Annotated in this window: 13 protein-coding genes, 1 tRNA gene, 1 pseudogene and 1 riboswitch; of the genes and pseudogenes, 3 read left to right on the top strand and 12 right to left on the bottom strand. The window is 56.5% G+C overall.

Features of this window, described 5'->3' with window-relative positions; translation table 11 throughout:
- Positions 1 to 25 precede the first annotated feature (25 nt).
- Positions 26 to 1,693 carry a VRR-NUC domain-containing protein gene (locus KOE80_RS07910; RefSeq protein WP_226348842.1) on the top strand — a complete coding sequence of 556 codons (1,668 nt, stop codon included), beginning with the start codon at positions 26 to 28 and terminating at the stop codon, positions 1,691 to 1,693.
- Positions 1,690 to 3,867, top strand: a pseudogene (locus KOE80_RS20440) (helicase C-terminal domain-containing protein); the annotation flags it as partial. The gene KOE80_RS07910 and the pseudogene KOE80_RS20440, both read left to right, overlap by 4 nt.
- Here KOE80_RS20440 and KOE80_RS07900 read toward each other — a convergent pair.
- The 11 genes from KOE80_RS07900 to KOE80_RS07850 form a co-directional block, all read right to left on the bottom strand.
- Entirely contained in the window at positions 3,812 to 5,173 is a 1,362-nt protein-coding gene (locus KOE80_RS07900) for a D-amino acid dehydrogenase (protein WP_031232121.1), read from the bottom strand. The pseudogene KOE80_RS20440 and the gene KOE80_RS07900 sit on opposite strands and share 56 nt — an antisense overlap.
- A gap of 133 nt (positions 5,174 to 5,306) precedes the next feature.
- Positions 5,307 to 5,394: riboswitch (glycine riboswitch) on the bottom strand.
- A 91-nt stretch (positions 5,395 to 5,485) separates the two neighbouring features.
- A complete protein-coding gene (locus tag KOE80_RS07895) occupies positions 5,486 to 6,556 on the bottom strand; it encodes an ABC transporter ATP-binding protein (protein WP_083053668.1) in 1,071 nt (356 codons plus the stop codon).
- Complete coding sequence (locus tag KOE80_RS07890) at positions 6,553 to 8,319, bottom strand: ABC transporter permease (RefSeq protein ID WP_035267900.1); 1,767 nt, start codon at positions 8,317 to 8,319, stop codon at positions 6,553 to 6,555. Before KOE80_RS07890 ends, KOE80_RS07895 begins: the two co-directional genes overlap by 4 nt.
- 71 nt (positions 8,320 to 8,390) lie before the next feature.
- Positions 8,391 to 9,476, bottom strand: a complete 1,086-nt coding sequence (locus tag KOE80_RS07885) for an ABC transporter substrate-binding protein (protein ID WP_080747931.1) — start codon at positions 9,474 to 9,476, stop codon at positions 8,391 to 8,393.
- A gap of 93 nt (positions 9,477 to 9,569) precedes the next feature.
- Positions 9,570 to 12,107: an extracellular solute-binding protein gene (locus KOE80_RS07880; protein WP_226348841.1), complete on the bottom strand. Its 2,538-nt coding sequence runs from the start codon at positions 12,105 to 12,107 to the stop codon at positions 9,570 to 9,572.
- A complete protein-coding gene (locus KOE80_RS07875) occupies positions 12,107 to 12,781 on the bottom strand; it encodes a response regulator transcription factor (RefSeq protein WP_035267896.1) in 675 nt (224 codons plus the stop codon). The genes KOE80_RS07880 and KOE80_RS07875 overlap by 1 nt, the downstream gene beginning before the upstream one ends.
- Positions 12,782 to 12,863: 82 nt before the next feature.
- Positions 12,864 to 14,648 carry an L-aspartate oxidase gene (nadB, locus tag KOE80_RS07870; protein ID WP_226348840.1) on the bottom strand — a complete coding sequence of 595 codons (1,785 nt, stop codon included), beginning with the start codon at positions 14,646 to 14,648 and terminating at the stop codon, positions 12,864 to 12,866.
- Positions 14,648 to 15,787, bottom strand: a complete 1,140-nt coding sequence (nadA, locus tag KOE80_RS07865; RefSeq protein WP_226348839.1) for a quinolinate synthase NadA — start codon at positions 15,785 to 15,787, stop codon at positions 14,648 to 14,650. The genes nadB and nadA overlap by 1 nt, the downstream gene beginning before the upstream one ends.
- 204 nt (positions 15,788 to 15,991) lie before the next feature.
- Positions 15,992 to 17,038 (bottom strand): NADP(H)-dependent aldo-keto reductase, encoded by a 1,047-nt coding sequence (locus KOE80_RS07860; RefSeq protein WP_035267880.1) that lies wholly within the window; start codon positions 17,036 to 17,038, stop codon positions 15,992 to 15,994.
- A gap of 82 nt (positions 17,039 to 17,120) precedes the next feature.
- A complete protein-coding gene (locus KOE80_RS07855) occupies positions 17,121 to 18,857 on the bottom strand; it encodes an amidohydrolase (protein WP_226348838.1) in 1,737 nt (578 codons plus the stop codon).
- 290 nt (positions 18,858 to 19,147) lie between these two features.
- Complete coding sequence (locus tag KOE80_RS07850) at positions 19,148 to 19,564, bottom strand: YkgJ family cysteine cluster protein (RefSeq protein WP_035267876.1); 417 nt, start codon at positions 19,562 to 19,564, stop codon at positions 19,148 to 19,150.
- A 459-nt stretch (positions 19,565 to 20,023) separates the two neighbouring features.
- On the opposite strand from KOE80_RS07850, the gene KOE80_RS07845 reads away from it, so the two are divergent.
- Positions 20,024 to 20,100: transfer RNA gene (locus tag KOE80_RS07845), tRNA-Val, on the top strand.
- A 126-nt stretch (positions 20,101 to 20,226) separates the two neighbouring features.
- Here the strand turns inward: KOE80_RS07845 and KOE80_RS20435 are convergent.
- The gene (locus KOE80_RS20435) at positions 20,227 to 20,628 is read right to left on the bottom strand and encodes a hypothetical protein (RefSeq protein ID WP_319002395.1); all 402 of its coding nucleotides are present in this window, start codon (positions 20,626 to 20,628) and stop codon (positions 20,227 to 20,229) included.
- Positions 20,629 to 20,895 lie beyond the last annotated feature (267 nt).

Genomic DNA, 20,895 nt, shown 5'->3' with positions numbered 1-20,895 from the left:
AGCTGGATATATACACAGCCTGCTTATGATTCCGCCCGAGCTTCCTCCTTTTTATTATCTGCACAATTTCCACCAGGTTTTGCAGTGGGTACAGCACGCCAGTTCCGACCTGCTGGAGCCTGAACACGTCCAATGTGGCCATCGTTTTGGACATGCTTCCCAGCCTGCGCAAGCCTTGCTGGTACGCTTGCTGATGCGTAAAGGCCCGGTGTTCCGTATCGACAAGCTGCGTTATGCCGAGATCGAAAATCTGGAAGAGGCCGTGCAAGAGCTGGCGGCCTGCGAGCTGATAGAAACCGATCCTGAGCTTGATCTGGAAACGTTGTTTGCTGTCCATACCGTTCCCGAGCTGCGCCGCTTGTTCAGTGAGCTGCCAGCCACCGGGCGCAAGTCAGACTATCTGAAATGGATTGGCCAGACGCAGGGTGAACAGGCCCGGCCTTTTACGCAGTGGTGTGCAGATCCCGGCCTGCAAGCTCCGACGCTTCGTCTCTCACCACAAGTCATGCATTGGGCGCAGCGTTTGCAGCTGCTGTTTTTTGGCAATCATTACCAGGACTGGTCCGAGTTCGTGCTCAGCGATCTTGGCTTGTATAGATACGAAACTGTGATTCTGGATCAGTCTAGTCGGGCGTTTCGACATAATGAGGACGTGCGCCTGTATGAAACCCTGTCCGAGCTGCGTGATGCGCAAGATGAGGCCGATCCAGATCTGTGGGCCCAACGCTTTGCCGCTGTTCAGGCTGTTGAGACCGACAGTGATTGGCTTCAACGACGCAAGGCAAAAACCCTGTTTCAGCTAGGCCAGCAAGCCGAGCGCCAACATTGGTGGCCTTTGGCCGAGCAGGCCTATGGGCAGACTAACTGGCCGGGCGCCCGTTACCGTCAATTGCGGGTGCTGGAGCGTCAGGACAAGCATCAAGGGGCCTGGCCCTTGTTTTGTCAGGCGTGGGAGCAGCCCGAAAATGAGAGTGAAACCCAGAAGCTGCTGCGTATGCTGCCCCGGCTGCGTCGCAAACTGGCGGTAGAAGCTCCGCCCAGCTCGCCATCCACTAAGCCCACAAGCCGTACGCAGCGTAGTGATCTGGTTTTGTTTGATGACGGCAATCGGGTCGAGTCCCAGGTGCTGGCCCATTGGGATAGTCCCTTGGCTCCGGTTTTTTACGTAGAAAACGCCTTGTTTCCGGCCTTATTGGGATTGTTGAGCTGGGATGCCATTTTCGCTCCCTTGCCCGGTGCATTTTTTCACCCTTATCAAGCCTGTCCGGCCGATTGGGGTAACCCGGACTTTGTGTCGCGCAGGCAAAACTTGTTTGATCAATCTTTAAGTGTGCTGGATGGCGCAGACTATAAAACCGTGATCTGGCAACGCTGGCAGGAAAAGCGCGGCGTGCAGTGCCCCTTGCTGATCTGGCCTGCCCTGAACGAATCCTTGATCGAACAGGCCTTGCATTGCATCCCCGCCCAGCATTTGCAGCTGGTGTTCAAGCGTATCTTGCAGGATTGGCGGGACAACCGTTCCGGTTTGCCGGATTTGGTGCGCTTCATGCCCGCCCAGCAAAGCTATGAATTGATTGAGGTAAAAGGCCCCGGAGACCGCTTGCAAGACAACCAGCGGCGTTGGTTAAGTTATTTCGAGCAACATGCCATCCCTGCGCGTGTCTGCTATGTGACCCGGCCTGAATCGCCATGAAAGCCTGGACGATAGGTGTACGAGCCTTATGCGAATTTACTGCACGTAGCGGGGATCTGGACCTGCGCTTTACGCCTGCGGCCACAGCACAGGAAGGTATCCTTGGCCACCAGCAGCTAAAGCTGCGTCGCCCCGAGCACTATGAAGCCGAAGTGCCCCTGTCGTACGAGATGGAAGGACTGCTGGTGCGTGGTCGAGCCGATGGGTTTGATCCTGTCAGCAACTGCCTGGAGGAACTGAAAACCTATCGTGGGGCCTTTGATGCTATCCCCGAGCACCATAGACGTCTGCATCAGGCACAAGCCAAGGTCTATGCCGCCATCTTGTGCCAGGAGCGTGATTTGCCGGGGATGACGGTTAGCGTGGTGTATTACCACGTGGACAAGCATAAAGAGACCAGCATCTCCGAGTATCTGGAGCGCGCAGCGCTGTGGGCCTTTTTCGAGGAGCAATGCCGCGCTTATGTAGAGTGGGGGCGGCAGGAGCAAAAACACAGGCTGGCGCGCGATCAAGCTTGTACAGCGTTGCAGTTTCCCTATGAACAATTTCGTGCCGGTCAGCGACAGCTAGCCGTGGCCGCGTTCCGGGCCCAACGTGACGCACAGTGCCTCTTAGCCCAAGCGCCCACCGGTATTGGCAAAACCTTGGCCGTCGTATTTCCAGGCCTGAAGGCCATGCCAGAGGCGGGTTTGGACAAGCTGTTTTATCTGACGGCCAAGAACTCCGGTCGGCAAATGGCGCTGGACGCCTTGCAGCGCTTAAGCCCGGAAGGCGAGGGTGCGTGGCGGGTGCTGGAAATGGTGGCCCGTGACAAGCAGTGCCCCAACCCGGATAAAGCCTGCCATGGTCAGTCCTGTCCCTTGGCAGAAGGCTTTTATGATCGCCTTCCGGCTGCTCGTCAGCAAGCTCTGGAACAACCCATGCTGACTAGCCAGCGCTTGCAGCAAGTGGCTAGCGAGCATCAGGTCTGCCCCTATTATTTGAGCCAGGAAATGCTGCGTTGGGCAGACGCTATTGTGGGCGACTACAACTACTTTTTCGACACGCATGCGGTGCTGTATAGCCAGACCCTGGCCCAGCAATGGCGCAGCGCTGTTCTGGTGGACGAGGCTCACAATCTGGTTGAACGAGCCCGTTCCATGTATTCCGCGTCTTTCTCGCAAGTGCAGTTGCGCATGGCGCGTAAAGCCTCGCCTTCGGCCTTGAAGCGTCATTTCGCCCCCTTGACTCGCTTGATGGAGGACTTGATACCCGAGGAAGGCGGCGACCAATGGGGGCTGGAAAAGATCCCGGAGGATCTGCTGGAGCAGTGCGACTATCTGGCGGCCCGTTTAGGGGCTTATGTGGCCGAGAATCCCATGCCGCAAGACAGCCCCTTGCTGCAGTTCTATTTCGAGCTGCTGTACTTTGTGGACCTGGCCGGCCAGTTCGGCTCGCATTCCTTATTCGATATTTTGGCGCAGCGCGATGGCGTGCTCCTGAACTTGCGCAATATCGTGCCTGCTCCGTTTCTGGCCGAACGCTATGGCGATGCGCACGGTGTGGTGCTGTTCTCCGGCACCATGAACCCTTCGCAGTTTTATCGTGATGTCTTGGGTCTGCCGCCCAGCACAGCAGAGTTGAACGTGGCATCTCCTTATCGGGCTGAGCAGTTGCGGGTACGTCAATATGCCGGTCTGTCCACGCGCTATGCCGACCGGGCCCAGAGCCTGAGCGGCGTTTGCGATATTGTCGGGCAGGCGTATCAGGAGCAGCCGGGCAACTATCTCTTGTTTTTGAGCAGCTTTGATTATCTGCACCAGGTCAGTCAGGCCTTGCAGGAGCGCTGGCCGGATATGCCGCTTTGGCATCAGCAACCGGGCATGAGCGATCTGCAAAGAACGCAGTTTCTGGACCGCTTCACGCTGGATGGGAAGGGAGTGGGTTTAGCGGTGCTGGGTGGGGCGTTTTCAGAAGGGGTGGATTTACCCGGTAAACGCTTGATCGGTGCTTTTATTGCCACCCTGGGTTTGCCGCAGTTCAATCCGGCTAATGAGTCCGTCAAACAAGTCATGGCCCGGCTCTTTGGGGAGCGGCGGGCCTATGACTATACCTATCTGTATCCGGGACTACGCAAGATTACACAGGCCGCGGGTCGTGTGATTCGCGATGAACAGGATCAAGGCTTTGTGTATCTGCTGGACGAGCGCTATGGGCAGCGGCGGGTGCAGCAGTTGCTGCCGGACTGGTGGCAAATTGAGCAGGTGCGGACTGACGCTCGTTCTGGGCAATCACTTCGGTAATGATTTGTGCGGTGGCGGCCGACAGCGTCCAGCCCAGGTGACCGTGGCCGGTGTTGTAGTACACGCCAGGGCGGCTGCCTGCTTTTACGCGCGGCATCATGTCCGGCATCATGGGGCGCAAACCTGCCCACGGTACAACACGGTCGGTCGCCGCGTCGTGGAAGTTGCGACGGGTCCAGTTGGTCAGCGGGGCGATACGGTCGGCGCGAATGTCCTTGTTGGCGCCGTTGTATTCCGCCGTACCGGCCACACGCAGGCGGTCCTTGCCCAGGCGGCTGGTCACAATCTTGGCTTCTTCGTCCAGCAAGCTGACCCAAGGGGCGGCATGTTGGGCTTCCGGCGTATCCAGGTACACGGAGATCGAATAGCCTTTGACCGGGTAGATGTTGATGTAGTCGCCCAGCATATGGGCCAAGTGACGGCTACCTACGCCAGCGCAAACTACCAAGGAGTCCACAGACAGTGTATGGGTGTGGGCTTCAGCGCCTTCACCGGTACGCAGCTGGATGCGGTGTGGTGGGCCGCAATCAATACCCAGGACTTCTGTATCTTGCAGAAATTTCACGCCGCGCTTGGCGCAGGCATCGGCCAAGCCGCGTGTGTATTTATGAATATCGCCTGTGGCGTCCGAAGGCGTAAAGAAACCGCCGTAGTAGGTGCCTTGCAGAGCAGGTTCGATCTGGTGGATTTCTTCGTTGGTAACCGTGCGGCGTTCCAAGCCGCCTTTGTGCAGCAGCTGGCTGACTTTTTTGCCAGATTCAAAGCCGCCGGGGGTGTGGTAGATGTGCAGAATGCCGCGCTGTTCCAGGTCGAAATCAATGTTTTCGTCCTTGGCCCACTGGTACAGATTCTCGCGGGCGCTGATGGCCAGCTTGACGGTGTCCACGGTGTTGCGCTCGTAACCGGAAATTGCGCCCACAAATTGCGCCATCCAGCTGTATTTATGCCAGCTTGGTTTGGGGTTGAACAGCAGTGGGGCGTCTTTGCGCATCATCCACTTCAAGCCCTTGAGAATGGTGCTGCGGCTGTTCCAGACTTCGGCGTTGCACGCAGACAGCTGTCCGCCGTTGGCGAAGGAGGTTTCCATCGCGGGGTAGCGCAGGCGGTCGATAACGGTAACTTGATAGCCTTTCAGGCTAAGGGCGTAGGCGGTGGTGATTCCGGAAATACCGGCGCCAATGACGGCAATATGCGACATAACAGGCTCCTGACAGGTGAATTACCACCGAGTAGTGGCAATACCCCATCTGTCCTGTGACCTGAGAGTTTATCCAACCTGTGTGTCTGGCTGGGCTCCTTCGGTGGGCGTCAAACGCCGCTCTCCAGAGTGTCGGGCTGGTACGATCCTTTTGCCTGAGAGATTCCGGGGTGGTTGCTCCGTCGGCGCCTGACTGAACAGGTCTCTTTCATACCGCCTGTAGTGACGCGACTACAGTAGCTGTGCTTACAAAAGTTTGCAATCAGGGTAAACCGGGAGCCGCTGGGGGCAACTCCCGGTTTGGGCTGGGGATCAGGAGGGGTAAATCCACAGTTTGGAGGGTGGCAATTGCAGGTGATGCACACCACTGGGCAGGGGCTCGGGCCCGAAAGCACGCAAGGTGCCGGCAGACGGGTCGGCCATGCGGAAAACGTGCTCCCACTTGTCGCCCAGGTACATGCTGGTGGACAGTTGTAGTTGCAGCGTATCGGGGCCGGGTTGTGCATTCAACTGCACTTGTTCGACACGAATCACGGCGGTGGCTTGCTGGCCAGCGTTCAGGGGAGCGGCGGCATGGCCCCACAATTCCCAGCCGGGCCCACTTAGGCGAATTTGCTGGTCACGTTGTTCCGTCACCTTGCCTTGCAGACGGTTGTTCGAGCCCATGAACTCGGCGGTGTACAGTGTCTTGGGATTGCTGTAGACCTCTTGCGGGCTACCTTGCTGCTCGATTTCGCCACCATTCAGCAGCAAGATCCGATCCGAAATTGCCATGGCTTCCGCCTGGTCATGGGTCACCATCAAAGCCGACAAACCCATCTGCACAATCAGCTCGCGCAGGAAGACGCGGGCTTCTTCGCGCAGCTTGGCATCCAGGTTGGACAGCGGCTCGTCCAGCAAGATCACAGGCGGGTTATAGACCAGAGCACGCGCAATGGCGACACGTTGTTGTTGCCCGCCAGACAGCTGGCTGGGGTAGCGTTCGCCCAGACCTTTCAAGCCCAGCTGATCCAGAATGGCGTCCACTTTCTGGCGGCTTTCCGCTTTGGGTGTCTTGCGCAGCGTCAAGGGATAAGCGACGTTCTCCTGCACCGTCATGTGTGGCCACAAGGCGTAGGACTGGAACACCAGGCCCAGATTGCGGGCTTCGGCGGGCAGGTCGATACGGGCCTGCGAGTCGTACAGCACGTCATTATTGATGGCGATGCGGCCCTGGGATGGTTGTTCCAGCCCGGCAACGGCGCGCAGCAAGGTGGTTTTGCCGCTGCCCGAGGCACCCAGCAGGGAAACCACTTCGCCTTTGTTCAGGCTCATGGAGACCCCTTTCAAAACGGGGTTGCGGTCGTAGGCCAGGTGGATATTGTCTACAGTCAGCTCGGTCATCGTAGTTTCACTCCGAAGCGCAATGCGATGGTCAGGCCAATGACCACCAGAACGATATTAATAAAAGACAGGGCAGCCACAATGTCGATGGCACCGGTGGCCCACAGGGAAACCAGCATGGAGCCAATGGTTTCCGTACCAGGCGTCAGCAAGTACACGCCGGTGGAGTATTCCCGCTCGAAAATCAGGAACATCAGTAACCAGGAGCCAATCAGGCCGAATTTCGCCAAAGGCAGGGTGATCTGGCGTGTGACCTGACCGGGGCGGGCACCCGTACTGCGGGCCGCCTCTTCCAGCTCAGGACCCACTTGCAGCAGGGTGGAGGAGATCAGGCGCAAGCCATACGCCATCCAAACCACGCTATAGGCCAGCCATACACTGAAGATGGTGCTACGCAGGGCACGCATGGGACCGACGACCGAGCCTCGCAGCCATTCCGCCATGGGCAATACCGACAGCCAGCCGTTTTCCAGGGACTGGTCCAGCCACATGGGCACGAACAGGAACATCCACAAGAAGGCCAGACCGGCCAGCAGACCGGGCACCGCACGTGGCACCAGTACGCTGTAGTCCAGGAAGCGGGTGATACCGTCTGGCTTGCGGTGCATGGCCAAACCGATAAAGGTGTAGCAGATCACTGCCAAGGCACCCCCAAACACACCAATTGCGATCGAGTTCAGAATGGCGCGCAGCAGGTTGGCTTGCCCAAAGACTTGTCTGAATGCATCCAGAGAAAGCACGTCCATCAGCGACACCCCAATGCCCCAGTTGGACACAAAGGCACGCAGCACCACGCCGACAACCGGCACGATCACGGTAAAGAACAGCCACAGTGCAACCAGTGTGGCGGCAGCCCAGCGCCAGCGGCCCAGTGGCAGCGATCGAGCTTGGGAAGCCTTGCCCTTGACGGTTACAAAGCGGTTGGCGGTACGCATCAGACGGCGTTGCAGCATCACCAGAGGAATGGTCATGGCGATCAGAATTACGGCAACCGCGGCCATCAGGTGATAGGACGGGATGCCCAGCTTGTTGGTCAGCTTGTACAAGTAGGTGGCCAGGACCAGGTGGCCCTCGGGATCACCCAGCACCAGAACCAGACCAAACACTTCCAGGCCCAGGAAAAACAGCAGCACGCAGGCATAGAGAATGGCCGGGCGAACCATGGGCAGGCTGACCGAGCGCATTACTTGCCAAGGGCTGGCACCGGCACTACGGGCGGCTTCTTCCACGTCTGATCCCATGCTGCGCAGGGCGGAGGAAATGTACAGGTAGGCGTGTGGAACGTGGGTCAGACCGGCAATGATGACAATGCTGGTGAAGGAGTAAATGTTCCAGGGCACAAAACCGATCAGGTCCAGTGTCCAGGTGGAGAAAAATCCGACAGGCCCGGCGGCAACAATGTAGCCAAAGCCCAGCACCATGGGAGAGACAAAAATGGGGACCAGAATCAGCGGTTCAATCCAGGTACGACCGGGCAAATCGGTACGCACCATCAGGAAAGCAAGAATGCCACCTAAAGGAATCGAGATACCGGCCAGGCCAAAGGCCATGATGAAACCGCTACCCAGGGCTTTGTAAAAGTCCGGGTCGTCGAAAATAAAACGGAAGGCATCCAGCCCCAGAGACTTGTCAGCCGCGAAGAAAGGGGCGGATAGCAGGCTTTGGATGATGATCAGGCTAAGCGGCACATAAATGGCCAATGCCGTTATCAGAACAACGACATGGCGCGGCCAGGCCTGCCACCGAAGGCGTAAGGCTTGCATGATAAGGATTCCAGGCGGAAAAGAGGCGGGGTGGCGGCAGGGGCCGCCACCCGATTCAAAGACGAAGCGTCTTACTTATTGGCGGCAGCGCGCCATTGCTTGATGAAGTCCAGACGTTCCTTTTGTTTCAGGAAGTCCAGCAGGGACGAATCCACCGGGATGGGGGTCAGTTCCACACCCGCCAGTTTCTTGGTCAGGCCGTCCACGTCGTTATCGCCTTCCACGTCAGAGCGAATCGAAGCCAGTTCCGATTTGTTGGCCAGGATGTCCTGACCGTCTTTGGATAGCATGTAGTCCAAAAAGACACGGGCGGCATTGGGGTTTTGTGCCTTGTTGCTGATGAAGGCCACGCGCGACAGAACCAGGGTGTAGTCCGAGGGGTACACAATGCCGATGGCTTTATCCTTGGCGGCGCGGGTTTCCGCATACGAACCGAGCAAGTTGTAGCCAATCAGGTTTTCACCCGAGCTGACGCGCTCCATCATGGTGCCGGTGGACGATTGCAGAACCAGATTGGCCGAGCCTACGCCCTTGATGAAATCCCAGTAGCTGTCGCCTTTCTTGCTGTCCTGAGCGGCCAGCATATAGCCCACAGCGGATTTCTCGATATCGTAGGTGGTGACCTTGTTTCGGAAACGGTCCTTGTCGCTTTCGACCAATTTAGCCAGTTCGGCGTGGGTCTTGGGCACTTCCTCGGGCTTGATCAAACGGTTGTTGTAGATGAACACCGTAGGCTCGTAGGTGGTGCCAAACGCCTTGTTTTCCCAAACGGCCCAACTGGGCAGGGAGGGAATTTCAGGGGAGGCGTAGCTGGCGGCGTAGTCCGTGGCCAGGCGCATGGCCGAATCCATGGACGAACTCCAGACCACGTCACCACTATTGCTGCCCGAGGCTTGTTCGCTGATGTAGCGGTTGTACAGCTCGGTGCTGTTCATGTCGTGGTATTCGACTTTGATCTTGGGGTTGGCCGCTTCAAAGGCGGAAATCAGCGGAGCGGCTGCCTTGGTATCGGTCGTTGAGTAGACGATGACCTTGCCTTCTTTTTCGGCGGCTTGCGCTTGATCGCCTTGTGCCCAGGCCGCTTGACCGGCAAGCATGCTGGCACTGAGTGACAGGGCTAGCAGGCTAAGGCGGCTAGGGATGGTGAATGCTGACATTCGAGTCTCCTTGGTTTGGAGTCCCGTCATGATGCGGGACTTTTTTAGGATCAATGTCATTCCATTGTGTTGACACTAGCTGTCAGCATCCTGTCACTGCTGATAGGGAACATCCCCTAGTCCGGTGGGCGTGTCCGTAACCAGACGCCGCCAGTTTTGTAGAAAGCGCTGGCGTCGAGTGGGGTCCAGACCCACCAGCAAGGAAGGGTTCAGGATAAGTGGTTGAACGATTCCAATTGATTGATTTGAAACGGGTTTTGTAAACCAGCTGCCGGTTTCAATGGCATTGAGCGGGCCTAATCCAGCCGGACCCGCAATGGTTTGCTGTCCGCGGGGCGAGAGTAAATAATCGATAAAAGTGGCGGCCAAATCCGGTCGACGAGCCTGTTTGTGAATCAGGGCGCTGCGGGTAAACACCGAGACGTAATCGCTGGGAACGACGATGGCAATGTCCGAACCGGCTTTTTGACGGGCTCGGGCATAAGAGCCCAGCACGTTGTAGGCCACATCCAGCGTGCCATTGTCCAGATCGTCCAGAATGGCGCCGGTATTGGCATACAAGCGGGTGCCGACACGCCCCAGGGCATTGGCCATCCCCCAGAAGGTGGAGGAGGTGCGTTCGTCGTAGAGCGCAAACAGATAGCCCACGCCACTGATCTGGATGTCGTAGGTGCCGACGCGTCCCATCAAGCTGCCGCTATTGCGCTCCAGCAGTCGGAGCAGGGCCTCGCGGGAGGCGGGTAAATCGGGCGGTAAACGGGACGGGGCGTAGGCAATGACCGCTGGTTCCAGCGTGAAGCCGAACACCTCATTGCGCCAGCGTGCCCAGTTGGGCATGGCATTGGTCAGGCTGGACGAGTAGGGGCGAGCGTAGCCATCGTTGGCCAGCTTGACCTGCAAGTCCGAGGCCGAGCTGATCAGCAAATCCGTGTCAGGCAGGCTGCCTTCAGTGGTATGCCGATACAGGGCCGTGGAGTCCATTTCGTGGTAGAGAATGCTGACCTGAGGCTGGATTTGCTGGAAGTCGTGGACCAGCACTTCAAACAGCTCCGTATCGGTAGGACCCGCGATCACCAGCAAAGGCTGATCGTCTGTTTTTTGCTTGGGAGCAAGCGCCGGGTACTCATGACTGCGTATACCCATATCAGGCCGTGCGATTTTGTCCTGGGCATGAGTGGTATCGGGGTTTGCAAGCAGGCCCGTCAATGCCAAGGCCAGAATCGCCAGCGTCTGTGGCAGGGTGTTTGCAGGTTTGGGACCTTGGATCAGCGCCGGGATTTCGATGCGGACCGTCAGCCCTTGCGGCGAGTGATCACGCAAGAGCAGGGTTCCCTGATGCGCTTGCACTACTGTGCGCACGATCGACAGCCCCAAGCCCGAGCCTGGTCTACCTTGACTGCTGGGGCCGCGCTGAAAGCGCTCCAGCAAGCGGGTTTTGTCCTCGTCGCTGATGCCGGGACCCAGGTCAGAAACATCAAATACCACCAAGCCACTGGGCCGGGTATAGATGCGTACCGAAATGTGCTCCTTGCTGTAGAGCATGGCGTTGTCGATCACGTTGCGCAGCATTTCTCGCAGTGAAACGTGGTCGCCCAAGACCTGGGCACGCCGCGCCGAAGGAGTAATGTGGACTTGCAGCCGATGCGCACGGTCCGGGTCCACACGCCCTTGGATTTCCTGAATCAGTGGGGGCACGTCCAGGGGGCGCATGGTGCTGCGATCCAGACGATGGCTGACCGTGGCATCCATCAGCAATTGGTTCAGCAAATGGGTAGCATGGGTGGTGTTGTTCAGAATCCGTTGCAGACGCGGGCGTACGGCCTCCGAGCCGGGCTGATCCATGGCTAGCTGGGTTTGCAGGTGCACGGCCGCCAAAGGCGTGCGAATCTGATGGGCCGCATCGGCGACCAGATTGTTCAGGGTGCCTACCGCGGTTTGCAGACGCTGCATGAAGGCATTCAGAGTGTCGACCAGGCGGCGAATCTCCTTGGGTACTGGCGTGTCTATGGGCTGCAGGTTGTCGTGAGAGCGTTCCCTTAGCGCGGTCTCCAATTCCGCCAAGGGGGCGAAGGCACGGCGTATTCCCAGACTGGTAATCATCAGTGCCAGCAAAATCAAGCCCGTTAGCGACAAGGTACTGCGGCCCAGCAGCTCGTCGGCCAGCGCCTGCCGGGTTCCCAAGGTTTCGGCCACGCGTATGGTGATCCAGCCCCGGCCCAATGAGTGCTCACCTGTCAGCAAGCGCCCGATCGTGGCGACCCGCACGGGCGTGTCGTGATAGCTGATCGTGTCATAACGGGGTTCAGAACTGTTGGCGGGTGGGAGGGCCTCTCCCAAGTCCGGGTAGCCGGAAATCAGCCCACTGGTGGAGCGCACACTGTAAAAAATGTGCTCCTGTTCGGGCAGCATGGCCATGGCCGAGTAGGGCAGTTCCAGGGAGAGCTCGCCTTCATCAATTTGAATGGCGTTGGCAATGGTCAGGGCGGCGGCTTTCAGAAGCCGGTCATAAGCGGAATCGGCAGCGCGCTGGGCGTATTGGCGTGACGCCAGACCCAGGGCCAAAAGGGCGGCGGCCAATAGACACACCGCCAGCGCCAGCACACGCTGCTGGATGGATAGGGCGCGGCGCATTAGCTGACATCGCCCAGGCTAGCCATGTAGCCGGTGCCACGCACCGTGTCGATGCGAATGGCAATATCGCTAAGCTTGCGCCGCAGACGGGAGACATGCAGCTCTACGGCATTGGGACTGGAGTCTTCATCAAAGTTGAATAGCTGCATCATCAGCCGTTCTTTGGTGACGACTTGCCCGGCACGACTCAGGAGCAATTCCAGCAGGCAGAATTCGCGCTGCCCAAACTCCACGGTTTGATCCCGGCTATTGATGCGCCGCGCTGCGATATCAATACTGACGTGTCCCAACTGCCAGATTTCCGCTTGCGTGGTAGCGGGGCGACGCATCAGGGCGCGCAGCCGTGCTTCCAGTTCGCGCAGATCAAAGGGTTTGACCAGATAATCGTCCGCCCCCAGGTCCAGCATGGAAACACGGTCCTCGATTTCTGATCGAGCCGTCATCACCAGTACGGGCAAGCTGGGCGTTTGCCGACGTAGATGCCGCAAAATACTGAAGCCGTCCTGATCGGGCAGCATGATGTCCAAGAGCAGGACGTCCCAATTATCCATTTCAAGATAGCGCAGGGCCTGCTCGCCATTCATGACCCACTCCACGCTATGACCGCCCGCGCTGAGCCGGCTGGCGATGGCCTCTCCCAAATCCTCATTGTCCTCGACCATGAGTAATCGCATATTGCCTCCATCGGATGGGCTCCTGCATGTTGAGGTGCCTCTTGACTTGATTTTTTTATTCTATCCCATGGAGGGCAGGCACCTAATCGACCCTGAAATGCGCCCCCAGGCTGTGTGGACGAGCCAAGGCAGCCTGGGTCAGCAGCCAGGCGGTGTCCAGTTGCAGGCTTAGACTGCCTTGTTCTTGGGTGCTGGGGAGTTGGCGGATTTGTTCGCGCCAATCATCAAGGGTGCGCAGGGCGTAGGTCAGGCTCTGGCGATTGCGCAACAGGCCGACATGCTCTTGCATCAAGTTGCGCAAGGCGGGCAGGGAGGGGGGATTGTTTGTGGATGGGCTGCGGTTTTTACTGTTGCCGTTGCCGTTGCCGTTGCTATAGCTATTGTTTTTGCCATAGTGACGTCCTTTGTCGTTGATTATGTTTTCCATTGCATTGGCTGCCGCCGCAGTCATAAGGGAATGTCTTGGGTTTGGGGTCGAGCGCGAACTAGCGTTCAAACTCAAACCCCAATTCGGGCCGACACTAGCCTGGGAACTGGAACTGGAACTGGAACTGGAACTGGAACTGGAACTGGAACTGGAGTTTGGATTGGAGTTCTTGTATGAACATGAACGTGACATCGAACTTGTATTTGCAATGTCTGTCTCAGGGACCAAAGCTGAACGCTGGATTCTCTTGCTTCCAGCAATCGCTTGGGCAGTAGCGCGCCCCATGACGACACACTCCAGCAAGGAGTTGCTGGCCAATCGATTTGCCCCATGCAAACCTGTGCAGGCCACTTCACCCACGGCGTACAAACCAGCTACCGTCGTGCGGCCTGACAAGTCTGTTTCAATCCCTCCGCAGCTGTAGTGCGCGGCAGGTGCTACCGGCACCCAATCCTGACGTAAATCCAATCCTCGCCGCAAACATTCTTCCAATGCTTTCGGGAAATGCTGCTGCAAAGTGTCCGCACCAAGATGGCGTACATCCAGCCAGACATGGCTGCTACCTTCTTGCCGCATCTGTGCGGCAATAGCACGCGACACAATATCGCGTGGAGCCAGCTCCGCTCTGACGTCGTAATCCGGCATGAAGCGGCGACCTTGCTTGTCCAGCAGATGTCCACCCTCACCACGCAAGGCTTCAGTTAGCAAGAAGGTGGGACCCTCCGCATGCAAGCAGGTCGGATGAAACTGCACAAACTCCAGATCGCGTATCGCCGCACCAGCGCGCCAGGCCAGGGCAATGCCTTCTCCCAAGGCGCTATCGGGATTGGTGCTGTGCGCGTACAGGCTACCTAGCCCACCAGTTGCCAACACGACATGATCCGCCAACATAGTTTCGTAGCGACGAGTGTGCTTGTCGTAGATATCCACGCCAGCCACCGCGCCTTGTTCATTGCGGCGCAGGGCTAATGCCAGGCAGTCTGTACGCTGCTGGATATGAGAGGCTCGAGTCAATTGGGGCAGGAGAGCCTGCATGATGGCGTAACCACTGGCATCGGCCGCGTGTACGATGCGTCGCTGGCTGTGCCCACCCTCGCGAGTCAGGTGCAATTGGCCATCTTCCGTTCTGTCCAGAGGAACCTGCTTTTTCAGTAGCCAATGCACCGCTTCTGGCGCGGCTTGCAAAATCCCGCGCACCGCTTCTTTATCCGAGTGCCGAGCACCCGCTTCCAGCGTGTCTTCAATGTGTTGTTCCAGACTGTCCTGGGCACTGAGTACGGCGGCCAGACCTCCCAAGGCCATCGGGCTGGCCCCACAGGGAGCGGGGGCGCTGCTGAGCAGAGTCACTTTCATGGTGGAGGGCAAGGATAGAGCCAGACTGGTGCCAGCCAGCCCCGCACCGATGATTAACACCTCCGTCTGTGTCGAGCCTGATTGCATCAAGCAGCTCCTACATGCTGGAACTGCCGACTGTGCTCGGCCAGGTCAACACTAACGCGCAAATTGTTCTGCTGAGCGGCAGCAAAATCCATCATGCGTTGCAAAGAACGTCGGGCGCCTTCACGCAGGTCAGGATCTACTTGAATGCCAGGGCCTGGTTGACTTAAGCGTTGATGCAGTGCTTCCAGACTGTTCAAGGCCATCCAGGGGCAAAAGGCGCAGCTTTTGCAGGTAGCACTTTCGCCCGCGGTAGGGGCGGCCAAAAAGGTTTTGCCCGGCGCTTGCTGGCGCATGGCATGCAAGATTCCTTGATCGGTGGCGACGATAAAGGTGTCGGCAGAACGATTGATGGCAGCGCGCAGTAGCTGCGTTGTCGAACCAACCACATCTGCCAGCGCAACAACAGAAGCGGGTGATTCGGGATGTACCAGCACCTGGGCATCGGGGTGCTCGCTCATCAAGGCTTTCAAACCATCGGCCTTGAATTCGTCATGGACCAGACAGGAGCCCTGCCAAAGCAGCATGTCTGCGCCGGTTTGCTTTTGGATATAAGAGCCCAAATGACGATCCGGTGCCCACAGAATTTTTTTCCCTTGGGCATGTAAATGCCGCACGATGTCCAGGGCGATGGAGGATGTCACAACCCAATCCGCCTGGGCTTTGACAGCCGCGCTGGTATTGGCATACACCACCACTTCCCGATCCGGATGCGCAGCACAGAATTGCTTGAAATCTTCGGGGGCACAACCTAGATCCAGAGAACACGTCGCCTCGTCATGCACGGCCAGTACACGCTTTTCAGGGCTCAGAATTTTGGCGGATTCAGCCATAAAGCCAACGCCGGCTACCAAGACCGTGCTGGCTTCATGTTCCTGCCCAAAGCGCGCCATTTCTAAAGAGTCACCCACGCAGCCCCCAGTTTCCAAGGCCAGGTCTTGAATATCCGGGTCTGTGTAGTAGTGGGCCACCAGTACGGCGTCTTGCTCTTTCAACTGCTTGGCCAGAGCTTGTTTCAAAGCGGCCTTATCGCTTTGCAGATTGAGTTTGGAAGGAACTTCATGCCAGGTAATCTGACGGCTCAAGGCGTCCTTGGCGTCGGGCTGACAGACATCCACGGGGAAATGCTGAATCATGTTCATCCTTGATGCTCATTTTGAGCATAAATAGAATAAAAAAATGGGGAATATGAATTTCTGATCGGAAAGAAGCGCGTCTCTATTGTTATGCTTTTTTTGAGCATAAATAAAAAAACAGCACACTGCAAGCACAAGAGCAGGGTAGGGAAAGAAAAAAGAGGGGTGCCCCGCCTTGGACGCCTGGGCCCAAGGCGGGGTGAAAGCCAGTTAAGGCGCTGGGTTCGGAGTGTGGTGATGAATAGCGTTGATCTTGGCAACTAACTCATCACTTAATTGAACATCTGCACTGGCGATGTTCTCGCGCAGTTGTTCCAGCGTAGTCGCACCGATCAGGTTGCTGCTGGTAAAGGCTTGCTGGTTCACCCAGGCCAAGGCCAATTGGGTAGGCGTCAAACCGTATTCGCGAGCCAGTTCGTTGTAGGCCAACGCGGCCTCACGAGCGCGGGGAGCATCGTAGCGCGTGAAACGGTCGTACAGCGTCAACCGTCCTTTCTCGGGACGAGCTCCGTTGTCATATTTGCCCGTCAACACACCCATCGCCAAAGGTGAATAGGCCAGCAGACCCAGGCCTTCATAACGGCAGAATTCGGACAGCCCCTCTTCAAACACGCGGTTCAGCAGGTTGTAGGGATTCTGGATCGTGGCAATCAAAGGCAGAGAGCGGGAGCGCGACAGCTCCAGAAATCGCGAAACACCCCAAGGCGTTTCATTGGAGACACCTATGTGACGTATTTTGCCTTGACGCACAAAGTCATCCAGTACCGACAAGGTTTCCTCGATGGGGATAGTGTCTTCTTCTTTCCACGGGTAGCTGCGCTGCCCAAATGTCACCGTGCTGCGATCCGGCCAGTGCAGTTGATACAGGTCCAGATAGTCCGTTTGCAGTCGACGCAGGCTGTCATGCAGGGCTTGTTCCAGATTCTTGCGATCCAGGCTGGTACCGCCATTGCGGATATGACCAGGGCGTTTGGGGTCACGTTGGGGGCCAGCAATTTTGCTGGCCAGAACAATGTCCTTGCGGCGGCCGGTTTTAGCCAGCCAGGTGCCGATATATTGCTCGGTCAAACCTTGCGTAGCCGCCATAGGGGGAACAGGGTACATCTCGGCGGTATCCACCAGATTCACACCCAGTTCCAAAGCAAGGTCCAGTTGAGCGTGCGCATCGGCCTCGCTGTTCTGTTCCCCGTATGTCATGGTGCCCAAGCCAATCAGGCTGACATCCAGGTCTGTATTGCCCAGCTTGCGGTATTTCATTTGCTTCGACTCCCGAAAGCGCAGGGCCGGGCGGCCCTACAAACCGTGCATGGTAGCGTATTTAGTCAGCCTGCCGGGCAGCTTATTTTGTAGCTGTGTACACCAGACGACCTTGGAAAATAGTCATCAACACCTTGGTGTCGCTAATTTCGCTAGGCTCAATCTTGAATAAGTCCCGATCCAGCACAATCAGATCAGCAGATTTCCCTGTTTCCAAAGACCCCGTTTCTGTTTCGCGGCCCAAAGCCTTGGCACCGTTCTGCGTAAAAATCTGCAGTGCTTCGGTCAGATTCAAGGCTTGTTCAGCGCCCAGTTGTTCACCCTGCCGCTGCCCGAAGGGATTGGCGCGCGTCATCAGAGCTTCAATCGCGGGCCAAGGGTTGTTGTCCTTCACACCAGAGGGCCAGTCCGAGCCGGCAATAATGGTGGCGTCATGATCCAACAACATACGGGCCTGGAACATGTTCCTGCTGCGTTCACCCACTACCGAGCTGATGGCGTCAGTCAAACCGGAGGGATACCAGATATAGGGAGAAAAGTCGGCGGCTACATTCAGAGCCTTGAAGCGCGGTTTGTCCTGATCGTCTACAAACTCCGAGTGCGCGAGCTCGTGCATCAAACCTTGAGGACCATTAGCGTTGCGTGCTTTTTCAATAGCGTTCAACGCCACGCGAATAGCCCGATCACCCGCGGTATGCATCTTCAAACCATAACCCGCTGCATCCAGGTGAGAGACGACGCGATCCAGTTCATTTTCAGGAACGACCAAGGCCCCCAAGGACAAAGGATCATCCTGGTGAGTGTCCGCGTAGGGCTCCAGCATGGCGGCTGTATGTGCTGCGGTAGGAACACCGTCGGTATAGATCTTGACGTAGTTGGTCTTCAGGTCAGGGAGAGCATACTGCTTGCTGATGCGGTCAATTTCAGCAAAATCAAAAACATGCTTGCTGTCCTTGCCAGAGATACGGATGGCGGTGGCGATATGGGCATTCAAACCTTCTTGTTTGGCCAGGTTGTAATACGAGCGCACAACAGCCTCGCTGGCATCGGCATCCTTTAAACCCGTAATCCCGAATTGGTTGGACTCCTGGATGGCATACCGCGCTGCTTTCAGATATTGATCATCCGTCCAATCCGGTACAAAAGAACGGATATAGCTATTGGCCTCGACTAAAACCCCGTTGGGTTCGCGGCTATCAAGCTCGTGCTTGACGGTCATGCCGCTAGGAGGCGTAAAGTTGGCATCAATCTGCAAGAGGCCCAAAGCCTTGGAGTTGACCCAGGCGTTGTGACCCGTATCGTCGGTCAACACAATAGCCTTGTCGCCAGAGACGGCATCCAGCCATGCGCGCGGCGAAGCAATTTTGTGAGTCTTGAAGAAATCACTGTCCCATTGGCCTCCCTGAATCCACAGCGTTTCGCTACGCGCCACGCAGGCTTTCAAGGTGTTTGCCAATACATCCGGCGTTACCGTGAAAGGGAAGTTGCACTGGAACAGATGCTTCAAGCCACCCCATACAGGGTGGGAGTGTGCTTCATTGATACTGGGCATAGCCATTTTCCCGCCAAGATCAATCAGCTGAGTCTTGTCTCCACGCCTGGATTGCAGTTGCTCTGTACTGCCCACGGCTTCAATTTTTCCATCACGTATCGCAATGGCTTCAACCCAAGCCTGTTCCGGGTTCTGCGTATAAATACGCCCATTCACGATTAGCAGGTCGGCGGCAGGTGAGGCCGCCAATGTTATTGGGCTGAGGGTACTGATCCCAGCCAGGCATGCCAATGAGGCAACTGCTAAACGTGAACGACTAAAACGCATGTCTCTTTGCTCCAGTATTGTTATGACGATGTTTGAGGTGTTGGATAAAGCTTGCTTGTGTTTTTGAGAGTTCAAAAAAGCGATAGCCAACACCTCAAGGCTACAGCTCTGGAGCAGGGGTTTCTATAGGCAAAAACACAATGAGAGATCTACGAATATGCCCAAAGTTATTCAAGCAATAAAATATCTCTGAACGTGTGAAAGAAGCTTTATGTGTCAATTGGTAGCCAACAAAAAAGCCTTCACGCATCAGCAGTGAAGGCTTTCCAAGAGAGGCTCAGCTACGGGTGTCAGGCCGCCTCATCATGCTCCGGCAGGGCGGGTGGAGCAGGCAGTGGGCGGTTAGGCAGTAAAGGCAAACCGTGTTTGCTACGCAAACGCTGGCAATCCACATTTGGGCTGCCATCCAGTTCCCAGATTTGGTAGTCACGACAGGGGGTAGGGCGATCCGGATAAATAGCGCAATGAATCCCAGGCTGGCCCAAGGTGCCACGCAAGGCAATACAGCGACCTTCACCTTGCTCGGTTCCTTTCATACAGGCGCGCAGCGGCCCAACCTTGGTGGTCAACTCGACCGGCACCGTACCGCCAGTCTCGCCACTTAACTCACCACTATAGAAAGACACCCGAAAGTGCGAACAGCACACGCCGCAGCTTAGACAGGGGTTTTCATCAAAAATCTCGTCATTGGGCGGCGTATAAAGCACCGCTTCCAGCGTAGTTTCCTGAACGCCGGGTAAATCCAGTAGTGGAGTCGGGGTGGGCGGGAGAGAAGAGCAAGTCATGTGCGTAGGTGTCCCGTAGCAGCTGCAGATCAACTTCAGACGAGATTGATGATCTGCAGGCGTAAAGCAATTATTTTATTTTTGCCCGAAGAACTTGAATAGAAAAATCGTGTGACAGTGGGGGGGCTTGATGCTGGCTGGAGACAGATTGAGTGTATCTGTATGTTTCATAGCTCTCCCTTGCCAGGAAGGACATAAATTTCTGGGAATTCGTTAGTTTTTTGTTTAATTCTTATAAAACAATGGATTACAAGATTCCCCTGTATTGGGGAGCTATTTTTCTAGCGGAGTCATAAAAAAAAGATCATCTTTTTTATAGAAAAACGCAAAATAGTGTTGACAGCCCCATAGGGAAGATCTATTATTTCATTTCTTCACCGCAGGCGGTTAGCTCAGTTGGTTAGAGCGCTACGTTGACATCGTAGAGGTCGCTGGTTCGAATCCAGTACTGCCTACCAGAATACATACACACAGCTCCAAGCTGTGCCAAGAAAAGCCCCAAAGATCAATGCTTTGGGGCTTTTTTGTTGCTCGTCGTTCCAAGCTGCGCCAAGCCAGTCTCAGAGCGTTTTGGGGTGTGGAAATTACGAGACTTTTTCGAGCTGTTCGTCCAGATAATCCGACCACCATTGCATCAGTCTTTTGCGCTCGTCTAGGTACATGGCGTGGTTGTATGCGCGTCGGGCTTTGTTGAGGTCATGATGTGCCAACTGGAGTTCAATCACCTCTGAGCGAAAACTGCTTTGCTCGTTCATGATAGTGGAAGCCAGGCCACGAAAGCCATGGCCCGCCTGCAGGCCGTCCAGGCGAAGCCTAAGCCGGAGGTGACTGTCCCGAAGTGAATAAGCCCGGGCGTGTTCCAGGCCGTAATAGGCTTGTCTGCCGAGATAGTACGCGCCTGGTACGGATATGTGCGCACCGCCTGCTTGGAGTTTGGCATTGTTGGAGTGGTACGCATTGTCGCGTTTCTCGCGCAGGCTGGTCATGAGTCGGGCAGTTTCGCTTGGACACGTGAACTACGGGGTCAACTACAGCACAAAAGCGCTATGAGAGCTGAGCCGTCTTAGGCAACACGCCGCCTGGTGATGGCTTTCGATTCCGTGGGCGTGGACTGATTTAGATCACGGGCCGGGAGAACTACCAGCGAGCCGCCACGGGCTTGGGCGTAGATGTCGTGGTAGGTCCTCAATTATTGGAGGGACGTGCATTGGCAACTCGTTCTGCTGCGTGGTGGTGGCGTAACTGCTTGAGCT

The sequence above is a fragment of the Alcaligenes sp. 13f genome (genome assembly GCF_020496585.1).
Taxonomy (GTDB): Bacteria; Pseudomonadota; Gammaproteobacteria; order Burkholderiales; family Burkholderiaceae_B; genus Alcaligenes; species Alcaligenes phenolicus.
This window is presented reverse-complemented; position numbering and strand designations above follow the sequence as displayed.

Bases quoted from the DNA above. Each gene is read 5' to 3' on its own strand.
- KOE80_RS07910 (WP_226348842.1), top strand. From the start codon at position 26: ATGATTCCGCCCGAGCTTCCTCCTTTTTATTATCTGCACAATTTCCAC.
- KOE80_RS07900 (WP_031232121.1), bottom strand. From the start codon at position 5,173: ATGTCGCATATTGCCGTCATTGGCGCCGGTATTTCCGGAATCACCACC.
- KOE80_RS07895 (WP_083053668.1), bottom strand. From the start codon at position 6,556: ATGACCGAGCTGACTGTAGACAATATCCACCTGGCCTACGACCGCAAC.
- KOE80_RS07890 (WP_035267900.1), bottom strand. From the start codon at position 8,319: ATGCAAGCCTTACGCCTTCGGTGGCAGGCCTGGCCGCGCCATGTCGTT.
- KOE80_RS07885 (WP_080747931.1), bottom strand. From the start codon at position 9,476: ATGTCAGCATTCACCATCCCTAGCCGCCTTAGCCTGCTAGCCCTGTCA.
- KOE80_RS07880 (WP_226348841.1), bottom strand. From the start codon at position 12,107: ATGCGCCGCGCCCTATCCATCCAGCAGCGTGTGCTGGCGCTGGCGGTG.
- KOE80_RS07875 (WP_035267896.1), bottom strand. From the start codon at position 12,781: ATGCGATTACTCATGGTCGAGGACAATGAGGATTTGGGAGAGGCCATC.
- nadB (WP_226348840.1), bottom strand. From the start codon at position 14,648: ATGCAATCAGGCTCGACACAGACGGAGGTGTTAATCATCGGTGCGGGG.
- nadA (WP_226348839.1), bottom strand. From the start codon at position 15,787: ATGAACATGATTCAGCATTTCCCCGTGGATGTCTGTCAGCCCGACGCC.
- KOE80_RS07860 (WP_035267880.1), bottom strand. From the start codon at position 17,038: ATGAAATACCGCAAGCTGGGCAATACAGACCTGGATGTCAGCCTGATT.
- KOE80_RS07855 (WP_226348838.1), bottom strand. From the start codon at position 18,857: ATGCGTTTTAGTCGTTCACGTTTAGCAGTTGCCTCATTGGCATGCCTG.
- KOE80_RS20435 (WP_319002395.1), bottom strand. From the start codon at position 20,628: ATGACCAGCCTGCGCGAGAAACGCGACAATGCGTACCACTCCAACAAT.